Consider the following 15,690-nt stretch of genomic DNA (forward strand, 5'->3'; position numbering starts at 1 on the left):
CGGCGCGGGACTGATCACCGGGAGCGTTCCGCCCGTATAAGGGGTCCGAGAGAAAGGCGGCTCCGTGGACCTGCTCGATGTGCTGCTTGTGCTGGTGGTTCTCCTGTACGCGGCGTCCGGCTACCGGCGCGGTCTGGTGGCGGGCTGCGTCTCGCTGGCCGGTTTCGTGGGCGGCGCGATCGTCGGGGTGTGGATCCTGCCGTGGGTGATGGACCTGGTCACGCGCGGGACGACCGCGGCGACGGTGACCGCCGTGCTGACGGTGCTCGTTCCGGCGGCGGTGGGGCACGAACTGGCGGGCCGGCTGGCGCTGCGGCTGCGACGCGAGCTGGACCGGGGGCCGCTGCGGGCGGCCGACGGGCTGGGCGGCGCGGCGGCCAACGCGGCGGCGGTGCTGATCGTGGCGTGGGTGGCGGCGAGCGTGCTGGGCGCGTCGTCGTCGCCGCTGGTGACATCCGCGATCCGGAACTCGGCGGTGCTGGGCGCGGTGCAGAACGCGATGCCGGACACCACGCCCGCGTGGTTCTCGCGGGCCACGTCCGCGCTCACCGAGGCGGGTTTCCCGCAGGTGTTCAACCCGTTCGAGAACGAGTCGACGGCCGAGGTCGCCCGGCCGTCCGGCGACAGCGTCACGGCGGGCGCCCTGAACGCCGCGCGGACGAGCACGGTGAAGATCGAGGGCGTCTCGGGCAGCCAGGGCCGCGAGGGCAGCGGATTCGTGTACGCGCCGCGGCACGTGATGACGAACGCGCACGTGGTGGCGGGCATCGACAATCCGAGCGTGCGGGTGGGAGGTGTCGGGCCGGTGTACACGTCCCGGGTGGTGCTGTTCGACCCGCAGAAGGACGTGGCGGTGCTGTACGTGCCGCGGCTGAGCGCGCCCGCGCTGAACTTCGACGACGGCGCGCGGCGCGGCGAGCCTGCGGTGGTCGCGGGCTATCCGCAGGACGGCGGCCTCGACCTCCAGGCGGCCACCGTGGCGAACCGGATCCGGGCGACGGGCCAGAACATCTACAACGACGCCACGGTCACCCGTGAGATCTACTCGATCCGCTCGACGGTGCGCCCCGGCAACTCCGGCGGTCCGCTGCTGACCACCGACGGCCGGGTCTTCGGCGTGGTCTTCGCGCGCTCCACCTCGGACACCGAGACGGGCTATGTACTGACGGCGGACGAGGTGGCGGGCGACGCCCGGCGCGCGGCGACCGCGACGACACCGGTGAGCACGGGCGCTCTGGTCAGTTCGTGAGGCCGCGGCGACATGTGGGCCGAGGCGCCGTCGGCCTACCTGGGCAAGGCCGCCGGTGACGGCGGGGTGGCGCCACGAAGGGGCGCGGGGAACGGCGCGACCAGCCACGACGGCGCCGCAGCCGACCGACGACGGATTACCGAACCCCGCCGGCCGCCCCGGCGCCGGGGCGGGTCGGTCCGTTCGTGCGGCTCACAGCGGGCGGCCCATGAGTACGTCGTCGACGTACTCGCCTGCCAGCAGGAACTCCGCGGGCAGCACCCCTTCGACGGCGAAGCCCTCGGACTCGTAGAGCCGCCGGGCGGGCGTGTTGTGCCCGAGGACGCGCAGGGTGATGCGGCGGGCGCCGCGCCGCCGCGCCTCGTCCTGCACGGCCCGCAGCAGCGCCCGGCCGACACCGGCGCCGCGTGCCGCGTCGGCGACGGCCAGCCCCTGGATCTGGCGGACGTGCGCGTTGCAGGCCAGTGAGGTGGGCGGGGCGAGCCGGATGTAGCCGACGAGGACGCCGTCGAGTTCCGCGACGAGATGGTCCTCGGGTCCGCAGCGCTCGGTGAAGAACGGCGGGTAGGGCGGCTGGGGCCGCGGCTGCACGGCGTGCAGCGGTGACCAGGTGGCCCGGTCGAGGAGGCTCAGCGCCTCCTCGTCCTCGGGGGTGGCGCGGCGTATGTACGGTTCGGGCATGGCGGTCACTGTAGGCCGGGCGGCGGAACGTCGCCCCGGGTTTCGCGGCGGGCACCGGGCAGGATGGGGGCATGGAGCGTTCGCGCATCGCGGTGGCCGGGGCGTCCGGTCTCATCGGCGGTGCCCTGGTGCGGTCCCTGACGGCGGACGGGTACGAGGTGGTGCGGCTGGTGCGGCGCGCGCCCGCCGGTCCCGGTGAGGTCCGCTGGGACCCGGAGCGGCGGTCCGTGGACGCGGCCGGGCTGGCCGGCTGCGCCGCCGTGGTCAACCTGGCGGGCGCCGGGGTGGGCGACCACCGGTGGACGGACGCCTACAAGCGGCGGATCCGGGACAGCCGGGTGCTGGGCACGGAGACGCTGGCGCGGGCCGTGGCGGCGCTGGATGAGCCGCCGCGGGTGTTCGTGAACGGCAGCGCGATCGGCTACTACGGCACGACCGGGAGCCGGGCCGTGGACGAGGGGGCGCCGCCAGGGGAAGGCTTCCTGCCGTCCCTGTGCGTGGCCTGGGAGGCGGCGACGGGGCCCGCGCGGCAAGCCGGGATCCGGACGGTGCTCGCGCGCACGGGGCTGGTGGTGAGCCGCCGGGGCGGCGCCTTCGGGCGGCTGTTCCCGCTGTTCCGGGCCGGGCTCGGGGGGCGGCTCGGCGACGGGCGGCAGTACTGGTCGTTCATCGCGCTGCACGACACGGTCGCCGCGCTGCGTCATCTCATCGACACCGAGGAGCTGTCCGGCCCGGTGAATCTGACCGCTCCGCACCCGCTGACGAACCGTGAGATCACCGCGGCCATGGGCCGGGTGCTGCGCCGGCCGGCGCTGTTCGCGGTGCCGGCCCCCGTGCTGCGGGCGGTGCTGGGCGAGCTGGCCGGAGATGTGCTGGGCAGTCAGCGGGTGGCGCCCGAGCGGCTGTTGGAGTCGGGGTTCGCCTTTGCGTTCCCCGGGATCGAGGACGCCATCCGTGCCGCGTGACGAACTTCTGTGACCGTATGCGACCGTCGTGCGACCGTGCCCTGTCGATGCGCGACTGTCCTTGACCCATCGCGGCCCTACTCTCGACCCGAACTCGGGTATTCCTGCTGCCTGTCGGGGGCACGAGGCCCCCACCGGCCGCGCAACGTCGAGGAGGAGCCTCGTGCTTGAGCCCGTGTACCAGGCGGACGTCGTCGTCGTGGGAGCCGGGATCGCCGGTCTGTCGGCGGCCCGTCGCCTCACCAGCGCAGGTGTGACGACCGTGGTCCTGGAAGCCGCCCCTTGGGTCGGCGGCCGCATGTCGACGGAGAAGGTCGACGGTTTCCGGCTCGACCGGATCGGACGGCTCCTGTCCACGTCGTATCCCGAACTGCGCCTGACGCCCGGGCTCGACGCCCTCGTCCTGCGCGCCTTCGCGCCGGGTGTACTGCTGCACCACGACGGGCGTCGGCAACGCGCGGGCGCCCCGGCGGGCGCGGGGAGCGCAAGGGGCGCACTCCATGCCGTGCGCGCCTTGGCGGGCGCCCCCAGGGGCTCGGCCGCGCCCTCCGCACGGCCGGGCGCCCGCTCCCTCGACATCGGCGCGCCCCTGCGGCTGCGCGCCCTGCTCGGCCGGTTCGCCACGACCCCCGTCGAGCGCCTGCTGGCCCGCCCCGAACTCCCCGCGGCCCAGGCCCTCGTGGCCCGCGGCACGCCCGCCCGCACGGTCGACGGCTTTCTGCGCCCGCTGCTCGCCGCCCTGCTGTGCGACCCGGAGCTGACCACGTCCAGCCGGTGCGCCGACCTCGCGCTGCGCTCGTTCGCGGGCGGCCGGCTGTGCGTGCCGGAGGGCGGGGCCGAGGCGCTGCCGGAGCTGCTGGCCGGCGCGCTGCCGCCCGGCACGGTGCACACCGGGGTCCGGGTCACCTCTGTCTCCACGACCTCGGTGACCACCGCGGAGCACGGCGAGATCCGCTGCCGTGCGGTCCTGCTGGCGACCGACGCGCGCGCCGCCGCGGAGCTGCTGCCGGGGCTGCGGGTGCCGGACTTCCACCCGGTGACCGTGGTGCACCACACGACGGACGAGCCCCCGGCGACGGGCGCCTCGCTGCTGCTCGACGCCGACCGCGGCGGCCCGGTCGCGCACACCGCGGTGGTCAGCGAGGTCGACCCGAGCCGCGCGCCCGCGGGCCGTGCCCTGGTCTCCTCTACGGTCCTGGGCGCTCCACCGGAGGGCGTCGACACGGCCGTACGCATGCATCTGTCCCGGCTCTACGGCATCTCGACGCACCGCTGGGAGACCCTGGCCGTGCACCACACCCCCGAGGCGGTGCCCGCGATGCGCCCGCCGCACGATCTGCGCCGCCCGGTGCGGCTGCTGGCGGGCCTGTACGTATGCGGCGACCACCGCGACACCAGCACCGTCCAGGGCGCGCTGCACTCCGCGGGCCGCGCCGCCGCGGCGATCCTGGCGGACCTGGGCGCGACCGGCTCAATACACCGAGCGGACCCACTCCCCGCCATCCGGAAAGCAGCCTGACCCCCGCAGGGAACGGCCCGACCAGGCGCCCCCGAAGGGGCGCGGGGAACTGCGCGACCAACCACAACGAACCCGCACCCGCCCAACCACCGAACCCCCCGAGCCCTTGGGCGCAGGCAGGCTCAACCGAGCGCCGCGACCTTGTCGCGGTACCCGCGTACCGGCGCGGCGTCCCGGTACGGCTCCAACCGCCGCTCGAAGTCCCTGACGTACTCCAGCGCGCGCACCGAACGCATCTCCGTGGCCTGCCCGGCCGCCTCCGCGCCCAGCGCGCACGCCTGGTCGAGTTCGCCGAGGCCGAGGCGGGCGGTGGCGAGGACGACCCGGCTGAACAGCCGGCTGCGGGCGTACGCCGGGGCGCGCAGTTGCAGGGAGCGTTCGGCGTGCTGGGCGGCGGCCCGGTACTGCTGGAGGTCCCGGTGGCAGTGCCCGAACTCGTCGGCGAGCTGCGCCTCGTCGAAGAACCGCGCCCAGTGCGGCACCTCGTCACCGGGCCGGGCCGCCTCCAGGGCGCGTTCGGCCCGCACCAGTGCGCCGGTGCACGCCCGCACCTCGCCGAGCACGCCGTGCGCACGTGCCTCGACGGCGTGCAGCAGGGCCTGCACCACCGGCGGGGCGCCGGTCCCGACCCCCTGCTGGGCCACCCGCGCCAGCTGGACGGCCTCCCGCCCGTGCCCGAGGTAGACGGCCTGGCGGCTCATGGTGATCAGCACATACGAGCCGTACGCCCGGTCCCCCGCCACCTGGGCGAGCCGCAGCGCCTGCACGAAGTAGCGCTGGGCCAGTCCGTGCGCGGCGATGTCGTACGACGTCCAGCCGACGAGCCGGGTGAGATCGGCCGCGGCGGCGAACAGCCGGCGGCCGGTCTGCTCGCCGTAGACGCCGCGCAGCATCGGCTCGCACTCGTGCTCCAGATAGCGCACCAGGGCCTGCCGGGCGTGGCCGCCGCCGTACTGGTGGTCGAGGGCCCGGAACAGGTCGCAGACGGAGCGCAGCGCGGCGATGTCACCGCCGGTCACCTTGTGCGGGATCCCGTGGTCGGCCTGGCCGCGCGGACGCGGCGGGATGTGCGCCGGCCGCGGGGCGGGGGCCGCGGGCCGCGGCGCCGACAGGGGGCCGCCCTGCGCGGGCACCCGGGGGACGGGCTCGCTGCGGGCCACCCTGTCGTCGGCCCGGCCGATCAGCCAGTCCCGGCTGGGCACCACGAGCCCCGCCGCGGTGAACGCGATCTTGCGCAGCTCGGCGTGGCTGCCGGAGTCCTTGCGCCACAGCCCGCTGACGATGTCGACGGCCTCCTCGGGGCTGGCCGCGAACTCCAGCCCGGCGTAGACCGGGGCGCAGGCGTCCAGGCCGAGGTCCTGGGCGGTGAGCCGGCGGCCGAGCCGGCGGGTGAAGACCTCCGCGATCAGGGCGGGCGTGGTGCCCCGCGGCTGCTGCCCCCGAAGCCATCTGGTCACCGACGTCTTGTCGTATCTGAGGTCCAGTCCGTGCTCCAGACCGAGCTGGTCCACGCGGCGGGCCAGACCCGCGTTGGAGAACCCCGCTTCCGCGATGAGCGCGGCGAGCTGGCGGTTGGGAGTGCGCTGCGCGGGTCGTTCCGTCATATGCGGTACGGTCTCCTGCCTCCCGGGCCGACATGCCCGGATTGCCTGTGAGCAGCCCTTATGGCCTCATGAACGGCGCGAATGTAGCGGAGAGTGAGCAGCGACTCGCACATCTCGACGCTCATTCATTCCATCGTGTGAGGAGGGACCGCGAGGCTGACGCGTGACGGCCGGACGTACAGTGGCTTGGGCGCGTTACGTGCCTGACACACCCTTCGCCCTAGGGAGGCGCTTGCCGTGAGTGAGTTGCGGTTCGTCCGCATGGGGTTCGGCGCGGACGCCGTCGAGTACCAGGAGGCGTGGGACGAGCAGCGCCGGGTGCACGCGGCGCGGTTCGCCGACGAGGTCCCCGACACCGTTCTGCTGCTGGAGCACCCGCCCGTCTACACCGCGGGCCGGCGCACCGAGGACAGCGAACGGCCGCTCGACGGCACGCCGGTCGTCGACGTGGACCGCGGCGGCAAGATCACCTGGCACGGCCCCGGCCAGCTCGTCGGCTACCCGATCCAGAAGCTCCCGCGCCCGGTCGACGTCGTCGCACATGTGCGGCGCCTGGAGGAGGCGCTGATCCGCACCTGCGCGGAGTACGGCCTGGAGACCACCCGGGTCGAGGGCCGCAGCGGGGTGTGGGTCCTCGGCGACCCGGTCGAACGGCGCCCGGCGATCGGGGGGCTGTCCCTGGACTTCGACCCGCGCCTGCACGACGAGGAGTTCGACCCCCGCCTCAACGGCCCCGAGTACGCCCCGTCCAACGCCGGCCAGCGGCGCGAGGACCGCAAGATCGCCGCGATCGGCATCCGCGTCGCCAAGGGCGTCACGATGCACGGCTTCTCCTTCAACGTGAACCCCGACAACGCCTGGTTCGACCGGATCATCCCGTGCGGCATCCGGGACGCGGGTGTCACCTCGCTCGCCGCGGAGCTGGGCCGCGACATCACGGTCGACGAGGTCCTGCCGACGGTCGAGCGCCACCTCAGGGACATCCTGGAGAACGCGGACCTCAAACCCCGCGACATCGAACGCAGGCCGGCGGCATGAGCCGGCCCCCCGAAGGCATGCCCCGGCGACGCCAACGCCCCGGCCACCCCCGTACGACACGGCCTCGGCACCCCCAGCCTGGTCGACCTCGGACGACACGACCTCGGCGCCACAGCCAGTCCGGCTCTGGGCGACTCGGGCTCGGCACCACCGGCCCGTCCGGCTCTGGACGACAAGGCGGTGCCCGCAGCCCGGCCGCCCCTGGGCGGCATGGCCCGGCTCGAACAGCCCGTCCGGCGTTTGAGGACGAGGCCGTTCAGGCCGAAGCGGGGGCCCGGGGGCGGCAGCCGCCGAACGGCCCGCACCACCACCCACCGCACGAAGGCATAAAACACTCCCCCCGGCACTTGACACACAAGACAAGGCCCAACAGCCCGCCCGGCACACGAGGACGCGGCCGTTCAGGCCGAAGCGGGGGCCCGGGGGCGGCAGCCCCCGCGGGTCCGGCACCACCGCCGGGCATTCAAATCAACGGGCGTACCCTTGAAGTCGCCGAAGAATCAATCGCTAGGGAGCCGGTCGTGTCCGCAGTCGCACCAGACGGACGCAAGATGCTGCGCCTGGAGGTCCGCAACAGCCAGACCCCCATCGAGCGCAAGCCCGAGTGGATCAAGACCCGGGCGAAAATGGGCCCCGAGTACACGAAGATGCAGAACCTGGTCAAGAGCGAGGGTCTGCACACGGTCTGTCAGGAAGCCGGCTGCCCGAACATCTACGAGTGCTGGGAGGACCGCGAGGCGACGTTCCTCATCGGCGGCGACCAGTGCACACGGCGCTGTGACTTCTGCCAGATCGACACCGGCAGGCCCGCGGCGCTCGACCGCGACGAGCCGCGCCGGGTGGGCGAGTCCGTGGTCACCATGGACCTCAACTACGCCACGGTCACCGGCGTCGCCCGCGACGACCTGGCGGACGGCGGCGCCTGGCTGTACGCCGAGACCGTGCGCCAGATCCACCAGCAGACGGCGGACCGCGAGGGCGGCCGTACGAAGGTGGAGCTGCTGGCCCCCGACTTCAACGCGGTGCCGGAGCAGCTGGCCGAGGTCTTCTCCTCGCGCCCCGAGGTCTTCGCGCACAACGTCGAGACCGTGCCCCGGATCTTCAGGCGGATCCGTCCCGGCTTCCGCTACGAGCGCTCCCTGAAGGTCATCACCGACGCCCGCGACTACGGCCTGGTCACCAAGTCCAACCTGATCCTCGGCATGGGCGAGACCCGCGAGGAGATCAGCGACGCGCTCCGGCAGCTGCACGAGGCGGGCTGCGAGCTGGTCACCATCACGCAGTATCTGCGTCCTTCCGTGCGCCACCACCCCGTGGACCGCTGGGTCAAGCCGCAGGAGTTCGTCGAGCTGAAGGAGGAGGCCGAGCAGATCGGCTTCTCGGGCGTGATGTCGGGGCCGCTGGTACGGTCCTCCTACCGTGCCGGGCGGCTGTACCAGATGGCCGTCGAGAAGCGCGGCGCGTTCGTCGCCGCCCAGGCCGTCTGAGAGACCGTCACCTCCCTTGCGCGGGGCGGGGATCGAGGCTCGTATGAGTTCGCGCACACCCCGTTACCCGCCGGTAGAGTCCGGGTGGGCCGCGGCCCCGGCCGTCCTCGCAGTTGAGAGGCGCGCGCAGGGGCCGCGTCACCGTTTCGGGTCCCCGAATCAAGGCTTCATCGGTGTTTGACCGGCCGGTCACGCCCTGGTAACACCAAACAGTGACCCTGGACTCACGCCATGCGCACCCGTTCCCGGAGCAGTATCGAGGGGGGACCTCCATGCAGGCAGCACCCGTTCGCGCCACCGCCATCCCGAGCTTCACCGACGCGCTCCGCGCCGTCGAGTCCCTGCTGATGAGCGGCGGTCAGCGCACCGCCCGCCGCAACGCCTGGACCTCCGTCCTTGAGGACCGCCGCCGCGCCCAGGACCGGGTCGAGGCGCAGCGCGTCCTGGACCGGGCCGCCACCCGCTCCTGACGCCCGCACCGTCCGGGCGCCACCGTCGGGACACTGCCGTCGAAGGCGCTCCCGGGGCCACGTAGACTTCGTGACATGGCGAGGAAGGAAACCGCAGCGGACGCTGCGAACCCCGGGCGACTGAAGCAGATCGCCCTGACGTACAAGATGACCCGCAAGGCCGACAAGAAGATCGGTCTTGTACTCGCGGCTGTCGGCATCGCCACCTTCGGTGTCTTCCTCGCGATCGGCTTTCTGATCGGTCACCCGGTCTATCTCGGGATCCTGGGCCTGCTGCTCGCCTTCCTCGCGACGGCGATCGTCTTCGGCCGCCGTGCCGAGCGGGCCGCGTTCGGTCAGATGGAGGGCCAGCCGGGCGCCGCCGCGGCCGTCCTCGACAACATCGGCCGGGGCTGGACGACCACCCCCGCGGTGGCGATGAACCGCAGCCAGGACGTGGTGCACCGGGCCGTCGGCAAGGCCGGCATCGTGCTGGTGGCCGAGGGCAACCCGAACCGCGTGAAGAGCCTGCTGGCCGCCGAGAAGAAGAAGATGAACCGCATCGTGGCGGACGTACCGGTGCACGACCTGATCGTCGGCACCGGCGAGGACCAGGTAGCGCTGAAGAAGCTGCGTACGACCATGCTGAAGTTCCCGCGCGTCCTGACAGGACCGCAGGTGACCGCCACCAACGACCGGCTGCGCGCCCTGGGCGACCTGATGAGCAACATGCCGCTGCCGAAGGGCCCGATGCCCAAGGGCATGCGGATGCCGAAGGGCGGCCCGAAGGCCCGCTGACCGCCCGCGACGAGCTGACCGCCCGCGACGAAGGGGGCGCCCGGAGTGATTCCGGGCGCCCCTTCGTCGTACGCGTAGGGCGTGCTCCCGGGCTCTGCACGCCCCGGAGCACGCCCTCGGACACCTCCGATGCCTCGGACGCCTCGGAGAACGTCTCGGACGTCTCGGACGCCTCAGATGCGGACCTCCACCGTGCGGGCGAGGCGGTCGTGCAGGCCCCGGCCGTCGCGGTCCCAGATGAGCGCCGGCAGGGCGAGGAACAGCAGGACCGTGCGCAGCAGGACACGCAGCGGGTTGACGCGGCCGGTGTCGAGCGCGACCACCCTTAGGCCGAAGAGCCGCTTGCCCGGGGTGAAGCCGACCGTACCGACGGTGAGCAGGATCAGCGCGAACAGGATGAGCGGGGCCCAGACCTGGGCCGCACGGTTGTAGCTGTCCGTGATCAGGCCGTATGCGATCAAGAGGCACAGCCCCCAGTCCACGGCCAGCGCGCCCAGCCGCCGTCCGGGGCGGGCGATCGAGCCCGGTCCCTGCTCCGGCAGACCGAGCTGTTCACCCCGGTATCCGAAGTCGGCACCGGCCTCTTCCATGGCCGCGCGCGGCCCGGAGAGCCACGATCCCACTGCTTGCCTGTTGTCCACCCGTCCACGGTACTGCGCACGGGAATGACCGGGAGACGGCGGGGTCCGCCGGGGCTACCGTGGAAGCCGGACCGGTTAACTTCAGCGAAACAAATGGGTCACGCCTGAGAAATCACCCGTACTTAGTGTCGAGCCAGCGTGTGCCACCGCACTGGCCGCACGAACGAACTACCACCCCGGCGACAGGACGGTCGGGAGTAGGAGGAGCTGGATGTTCCAGAACGCCGACGAGGCCAAGAAGTTCATCGCGGACGAGGACGTCAAGTTCATCGACGTCCGCTTCTGCGACCTGCCGGGCGTGATGCAGCACTTCACGGTGCCGGTCGAGGCGTTCGACCCGGACGACGAGCTCGCCTTCGACGGGTCCTCGATCCGTGGCTTCCAGGCCATTCACGAGTCCGACATGGCGCTGCGCGCCGACCTGTCGACCGCCCGGGTGGACCCGTTCCGCCGGGACAAGACCCTCAACATCAACTTCTTCATCCACGACCCGATCACGGGCGAGCAGTACTCCCGTGACCCGCGCAACGTGGCGAAGAAGGCCGAGGCGTACCTCGCCTCCACGGGGATCGCGGACACCGCGTACTTCGGTCCCGAGGCCGAGTTCTACGTCTTCGACTCCGTACGCTTCGCCACCAGCGCGAACGAGTCCTTCTACCACATCGACTCCGAGGCGGGCGCCTGGAACACCGGCGCGCTGGAGGACAACCGCGGTTACAAGGTGCGTTACAAGGGCGGCTACTTCCCGGTCCCGCCGGTCGACCACTTCGCCGACCTGCGTGCCGAGATCTCGCTGGAGCTGGAGCGGGCCGGTCTGAAGGTCGAACGCCAGCACCACGAGGTGGGCACGGCCGGCCAGGCCGAGATCAACTACAAGTTCAACACGCTGCTCGCCGCCGCCGACGACCTCCAGCTCTTCAAGTACATCGTGAAGAACGTCGCCTGGCGCAACGGCAAGACCGCGACCTTCATGCCGAAGCCGATCTTCGGTGACAACGGTTCGGGCATGCACGTCCACCAGTCGCTGTGGAGCGGCGGCGACCCGCTGTTCTACGACGAGCAGGGCTACGCCGGCCTGTCGGACACCGCCCGCTACTACATCGGCGGCATCCTCAGGCACGCACCGTCGCTGCTGGCCTTCACCAACCCGACGGTGAACTCGTACCACCGTCTGGTGCCCGGCTTCGAGGCGCCGGTCAACCTGGTCTACTCGCAGCGCAACCGCTCCGCGGCCATGCGCATCCCGATCACGGGCTCCAACCCGAAGGCCAAGCGCGTCGAGTTCCGCGCGCCCGACTCCTCCGGCAACCCGTACCTCGCCTTCTCGGCGCTGCTCCTGGCGGGCCTGGACGGCATCAAGAACAAGATCGAGCCGGCCGAGCCGATCGACAAGGACCTGTACGAGCTGGCTCCCGAGGAGCACGCCGGCGTCCCGCAGGTGCCGACCTCGCTCCCGGCGGTCCTGGACGCCCTGGAGAGCGACCACGAGTTCCTGCTCGCGGGCGATGTCTTCACGTCCGACCTGATCGAGACCTGGATCGACTTCAAGCGCACGAACGAGATCGCCCCGCTCCAGCTCCGCCCCCACCCGCACGAGTTCGAGCTGTACTTCGACGTCTAAAAAGCGCGCCCCACACCCCCTTGAGGTCCGTCACCCCCTACAACCCGGGAGCGACGGACCTCAAGCCATACCCCCGCACCAGACGCGCCGGTAGGGGCGCGGGGAACGGCGCGGACGGCCACAACGCACCCGCACCTGACCGACGCGCATCATCCCCCTCCGGGTGTGCGGGGCGGGGGTGAGGTCGTATGGTTTCTTGCACGGCTGTTCGACAGGGGTGACGGGGAGACACGGGGATGCCGGTACAGGACGACGGCGAGCGTGAGTTCGATCTGAAGTGGGCGGACGGCGCCGAGCACAAGGAGCCGTCCGCGCGGGCGCGCATGCTCGCCGCCCGGTGGAAGGAGAACCCGCCGGACCCGGCCCCGTTCCGCGCCGCCCCGGAGCCGGTCGTGCCGCGCCGCTCGTCATGGGTGTCGACCGTGATCGTGCTCGGCTGCGTCGCCGCGGTGATCCTGCTGCTGGGCTGGGCCCAGACGCGCTCGACCTACTAGGGCCGGCCCGGGGCGAATCTTTGCCCGTCCCGGGGTGACCGCCGACCTCGCCATGGGCGTCCCGAGGTGCACACTGGACAGCGGGACGAGTGCCTGACTGCGGGGTGATGCAGATGCAGAGCCGCTTCCAGAGCGACCGACGGCTGACCGTACGCATGGTGGTCACGCTGTTCCTGCTCGGGCTGCTGTACGTGGCCTTCGTGGCCGCGTTGATCACGTTGTTGAAGTCCTGGGTGCTGGTCGTGGTGCTCGCGGCGGCGCTGCTCGTCGCGCAGTACTGGTTCTCCGACCGTGTCGCGCTGTACGCCATGCACGGCCGGGTCGTGGAACGCGAGGAGTATCCGGATCTGCACGGGGTCATCGACCGGCTGTGCGCCCAGGCGGACATGCCGAAGCCCGTGGTCGCCGTGTCGGACATCGACATGCCGAACGCGTTCGCGACCGGCCGCAACCCCGATCACGCGGTGATCTGCGTGACCACGGGCCTGCTGCGCCGGCTGGAGCCCGCGGAGCTGGAGGGCGTGCTGGCGCACGAGCTGTCGCACGTGGCGCACAAGGACGTCGCCGTGATCACGGTCGCCTCGTTCCTCGGCGTCCTCGCCGGTCTGATGGTGCGGTTCGCCTTCTACTCGCAGCTGTTCCGCGACCGCAGGGACCAGAACACCCTCGTGGTCTTCGCCGGCGTCATGGGCGTCTCCGCGGCCGTGTACGCGATCAGCTTCCTGCTGATCCGGGCGCTGTCCCGGTATCGCGAGCTGGCCGCGGACCGGGCCGCGGCCCATCTGACCGGGCGGCCCTCGGCACTGGCGTCCGCGCTGACCAAGGTCTCGGGTGACATCGCCCGGATCCCGACGAAGGACCTGCGGACGGCACAGGCATTCAACGCCTTCTACTTCACCCCGGCGCTGGGCGCCGAGCCCGGCCTGTCCCGGTTCTTCTCCACCCACCCCAGCCTGGAGCAGCGGCTGGAGCAGCTGGGCCGGATCTCCGCCGAGCTGGGTGAGGCGGCGATGCCGGGGAAGGCGGGCTGAGCATGGGGCTCCTGGACATCCTGCTCGGCCGTACGAAACCCGTCGCACCCGATCTCGACCAGTTGTTCGCGCTGCCCTCGGCTGCGGTGACGATGGAGGCCGCGGCCGGGTTCACGCCGACCGGCGGCGGCGCGGTGTGCTTCGCTTCGGTGGAGGGCGCGGCCTTCGAGCAGACGCAGCGCGAGGTGCGGGCCCTGCTGGACGCGGACGCCGAGCGCCGGCGTGCGGGCCCGCGCGAGCCGGGCGCGGAATCCGTGGGTGCCCCGCCGGTGGAGCTGCGGCAGGACGACTACGGCTACTCCTGGCTGGTCTCGCAGCGCCCTCCGGACCAGCTGCCGGACCTGGTGAACGATCTGCACGCGGTGAACAGCTCGATGGAGGTCAACGGCTTCGGCCCGCAGCTGCTGTGCTCTCTGGTCGGGTTCGAGAACGCCGAGGCCGCCGAGCACATCGGGTCCGCCGCGTCCGCCGAGAACGCCGAGACCGCCCAGAACACAGCCGTGGCGGGCCGCGGCCGGCGGCTGGCCCTCGTCTACCTCTACAAGCGGGGCACCTTCTACCCCTTCGCGCCGCTGCCCGGCGCCGCCCAGCGCCGTGACAACGCGCTGGAGCTCCAGGTGAAGGCGGCCCTCGGGAACGATCTGCGGATCGAGCAGGACCTGAGCCGCTGGTTCCCGGTGTGGGGCGCCCCCGGGCTGTGACCCGGTGCCCCGCTGCTGCCGGGGGACCCATGTACGGGCGGTCCTGTCGTGTGCCTGTGCGGCAGGCGGTGCCGGTTGTCGGTGCCATGGGCGAGGATGCTCCGGTAAGCGGTGGACACGGGGTGTATCCGAGGGGCGGAGGCCGGCATGGGCGGGAACGGACGGCAGCGGCACATCGGCGCGGCGGAGCGGCGGGCCCGGCTGGCCCGCCGGCACCGGCTGGCGGGCCCGGCGCGGGCGGACCGCCCCGAGGAGATCGCCGCCTCGCTGGTGGCGCTGCACGGCACCGATCCGGCGACGGTGTACCTGGCGGTGGGCGCGCGGCTGACCGACCCGGCGCGTACGGTGCCGGAGACCGAGCGTGCGCTGTACGAGGACCGGACCCTGGTGCGGATGCACGGCATGCGGCACACGGTGTTCGTGTTCCCGACGGAGCTGACGGCCGTGGTGCACGCGTCGACGAGTCTCGCCGTGGCCGCGCGCGCCCGGGCCTCCCTGCTGAAGGACATGGCGAAGGCCGGCGCTCCCGACGCGGCCTGGCTGGCGGAGGTCGAGGCGTCGGCGCTGGCCGCGCTGGCCCGGCGCGGCCAGGCGACGGCGGCGCAGCTGGCGGCCGACGAGCCGCGGCTGCGCGAGCAGTTCGTGTACGCGGCCGGCAAGAGCTACGAGGGGGTCCACACGGTCTCGGCGCGTCTGCTGAGGGTGCTGGGTGTGGAGGGCAAGGTGGTCCGCGGCCGTCCGCTGGGTTCGTGGACGTCGAGCCAGTTCCGCTGGGCGGTGGCGCCCGAGCACCCGGAGCTGGACGAGGCCGCGGCCCAGGCCGATCTGCTGCGGCACTGGCTGGCGGCCTGCGGTCCGGCGACGGAGGCGGACCTCAAGTGGTGGACGGGGTGGCGGGTGACGGAGGTGCGCCGGGCGCTGTCCGCGATCGGTGCGGAGCCGGTGACCCTGGACGAGGGGACGGGGTACGTGGTGAAGGACGACGTGGCGCCGGTGGCGGACCCGGAGGAGCCCTGGGCGGCGCTGCTGCCGGGCCTGGATCCGACGGCGATGGCGTGGCAGCACCGGGACTGGTATCTCGCTCCTGAGCTGCGGCCAGCGCTCTTCGACGGCAGCGGGAACGTGGGTCCGACGGTGTGGTGGAACGGCCGGGTGGTGGGCGGCTGGGCGCAGCGCCCGGACGGGGAGATCGTCTGGCGGGTCCTGGCCGACGGGGCGGGCGCGGACGCGGGTGGGGGGCGCGCGGCCGAGGCGGCGATCGCGCGGGAGGCGGAGCGGCTGCGGGGCTGGCTGGGCCCGACCCGGGTGACGCCGCGCTTTCGCACGCCGTTGGAGCGGGAGTTGTCGGCCTGACGGGCGCGGCGGGCACCCCGGGTGCCCGCCGCGCCCGGAGTGCCCGGGTTTCGGCGCCG

At 72.7% G+C, this 15,690-nt stretch carries 15 protein-coding genes; 12 read left to right on the plus strand and 3 right to left on the minus strand.

Annotated features, from left to right (window positions below):
* Positions 1-64 precede the first annotated feature (64 nt).
* Positions 65-1,249, plus strand: coding sequence for a MarP family serine protease (locus AC27LF_RS22835; RefSeq protein ID WP_479658152.1), 1,185 nt, complete (start codon positions 65-67; stop codon positions 1,247-1,249).
* A 192-nt stretch (positions 1,250-1,441) separates the two neighbouring features.
* Here the strand turns inward: AC27LF_RS22835 and AC27LF_RS22840 are convergent, their stop codons facing one another.
* Positions 1,442-1,930, minus strand: coding sequence for a GNAT family N-acetyltransferase (locus AC27LF_RS22840; RefSeq protein WP_479658151.1), 489 nt, complete (start codon positions 1,928-1,930; stop codon positions 1,442-1,444).
* 71 nt (positions 1,931-2,001) lie between these two features.
* Between AC27LF_RS22840 and AC27LF_RS22845 the strand changes: the two genes are divergently transcribed.
* Together AC27LF_RS22845 and AC27LF_RS22850 are read left to right on the plus strand one after the other, a co-directional pair.
* Positions 2,002-2,895 carry a TIGR01777 family oxidoreductase gene (locus AC27LF_RS22845; RefSeq protein WP_479658150.1) on the plus strand — a complete coding sequence of 298 codons (894 nt, stop codon included), beginning with the start codon at positions 2,002-2,004 and terminating at the stop codon, positions 2,893-2,895.
* 163 nt (positions 2,896-3,058) lie between these two features.
* The gene (locus AC27LF_RS22850; protein ID WP_479658149.1) at positions 3,059-4,414 is read left to right on the plus strand and encodes an NAD(P)/FAD-dependent oxidoreductase; all 1,356 of its coding nucleotides are present in this window, start codon (positions 3,059-3,061) and stop codon (positions 4,412-4,414) included.
* 122 nt (positions 4,415-4,536) lie between these two features.
* On the opposite strand, the gene AC27LF_RS22855 is transcribed toward AC27LF_RS22850, so the two are convergent.
* Positions 4,537-6,018 carry an NsdA family TPR-like regulatory protein gene (locus AC27LF_RS22855; protein ID WP_479658148.1) on the minus strand — a complete coding sequence of 494 codons (1,482 nt, stop codon included), beginning with the start codon at positions 6,016-6,018 and terminating at the stop codon, positions 4,537-4,539.
* Between the two features lie 237 nt (positions 6,019-6,255).
* Between AC27LF_RS22855 and lipB the strand changes: the two genes are divergently transcribed.
* The 4 genes from lipB (at position 6,256) to AC27LF_RS22875 (ending at position 9,790) form a co-directional block, all read left to right on the plus strand.
* Positions 6,256-7,056 carry a lipoyl(octanoyl) transferase LipB gene (lipB, locus tag AC27LF_RS22860; RefSeq protein WP_479658147.1) on the plus strand — a complete coding sequence of 267 codons (801 nt, stop codon included), beginning with the start codon at positions 6,256-6,258 and terminating at the stop codon, positions 7,054-7,056.
* 521 nt (positions 7,057-7,577) lie between these two features.
* A complete protein-coding gene (gene lipA / locus AC27LF_RS22865) occupies positions 7,578-8,543 on the plus strand; it encodes a lipoyl synthase (RefSeq protein ID WP_479658146.1) in 966 nt (321 codons plus the stop codon).
* 272 nt (positions 8,544-8,815) lie between these two features.
* Positions 8,816-9,013, plus strand: a complete 198-nt coding sequence (locus AC27LF_RS22870; RefSeq protein ID WP_404028068.1) for an SCO2195 family GlnR-regulated protein — start codon at positions 8,816-8,818, stop codon at positions 9,011-9,013.
* A gap of 75 nt (positions 9,014-9,088) precedes the next feature.
* Positions 9,089-9,790, plus strand: coding sequence for a DUF4191 domain-containing protein (locus AC27LF_RS22875; protein WP_479658145.1), 702 nt, complete (start codon positions 9,089-9,091; stop codon positions 9,788-9,790).
* Positions 9,791-9,963: 173 nt separating this feature from the next.
* On the opposite strand, the gene AC27LF_RS22880 is transcribed toward AC27LF_RS22875, so the two are convergent.
* Positions 9,964-10,431, minus strand: coding sequence for an RDD family protein (locus tag AC27LF_RS22880; RefSeq protein ID WP_479658144.1), 468 nt, complete (start codon positions 10,429-10,431; stop codon positions 9,964-9,966).
* 211 nt (positions 10,432-10,642) lie between these two features.
* On the opposite strand from AC27LF_RS22880, the gene glnA reads away from it, so the two are divergent.
* The 5 genes from glnA to AC27LF_RS22905 all read left to right on the plus strand — a co-directional run bounded on the left by glnA (position 10,643) and on the right by AC27LF_RS22905 (position 15,631).
* Complete coding sequence (gene glnA, locus AC27LF_RS22885) at positions 10,643-12,052, plus strand: type I glutamate--ammonia ligase (protein WP_479658143.1); 1,410 nt, start codon at positions 10,643-10,645, stop codon at positions 12,050-12,052.
* A gap of 236 nt (positions 12,053-12,288) precedes the next feature.
* Positions 12,289-12,546 carry an SCO2583/SCO2584 N-terminal domain-containing protein gene (locus AC27LF_RS22890; protein ID WP_479658142.1) on the plus strand — a complete coding sequence of 86 codons (258 nt, stop codon included), beginning with the start codon at positions 12,289-12,291 and terminating at the stop codon, positions 12,544-12,546.
* 113 nt (positions 12,547-12,659) lie between these two features.
* Positions 12,660-13,577: a zinc metalloprotease HtpX gene (htpX, locus tag AC27LF_RS22895; protein WP_479658162.1), complete on the plus strand. Its 918-nt coding sequence runs from the start codon at positions 12,660-12,662 to the stop codon at positions 13,575-13,577.
* Between the two features lie 2 nt (positions 13,578-13,579).
* Entirely contained in the window at positions 13,580-14,278 is a 699-nt protein-coding gene (gene pspAB, locus AC27LF_RS22900) for a PspA-associated protein PspAB (RefSeq protein WP_479658141.1), read from the plus strand.
* A 147-nt stretch (positions 14,279-14,425) separates the two neighbouring features.
* Positions 14,426-15,631 carry a winged helix DNA-binding domain-containing protein gene (locus tag AC27LF_RS22905; RefSeq protein WP_479658140.1) on the plus strand — a complete coding sequence of 402 codons (1,206 nt, stop codon included), beginning with the start codon at positions 14,426-14,428 and terminating at the stop codon, positions 15,629-15,631.
* Positions 15,632-15,690 lie beyond the last annotated feature (59 nt).

Source organism: Streptomyces diversicolor, from assembly GCF_057537855.1.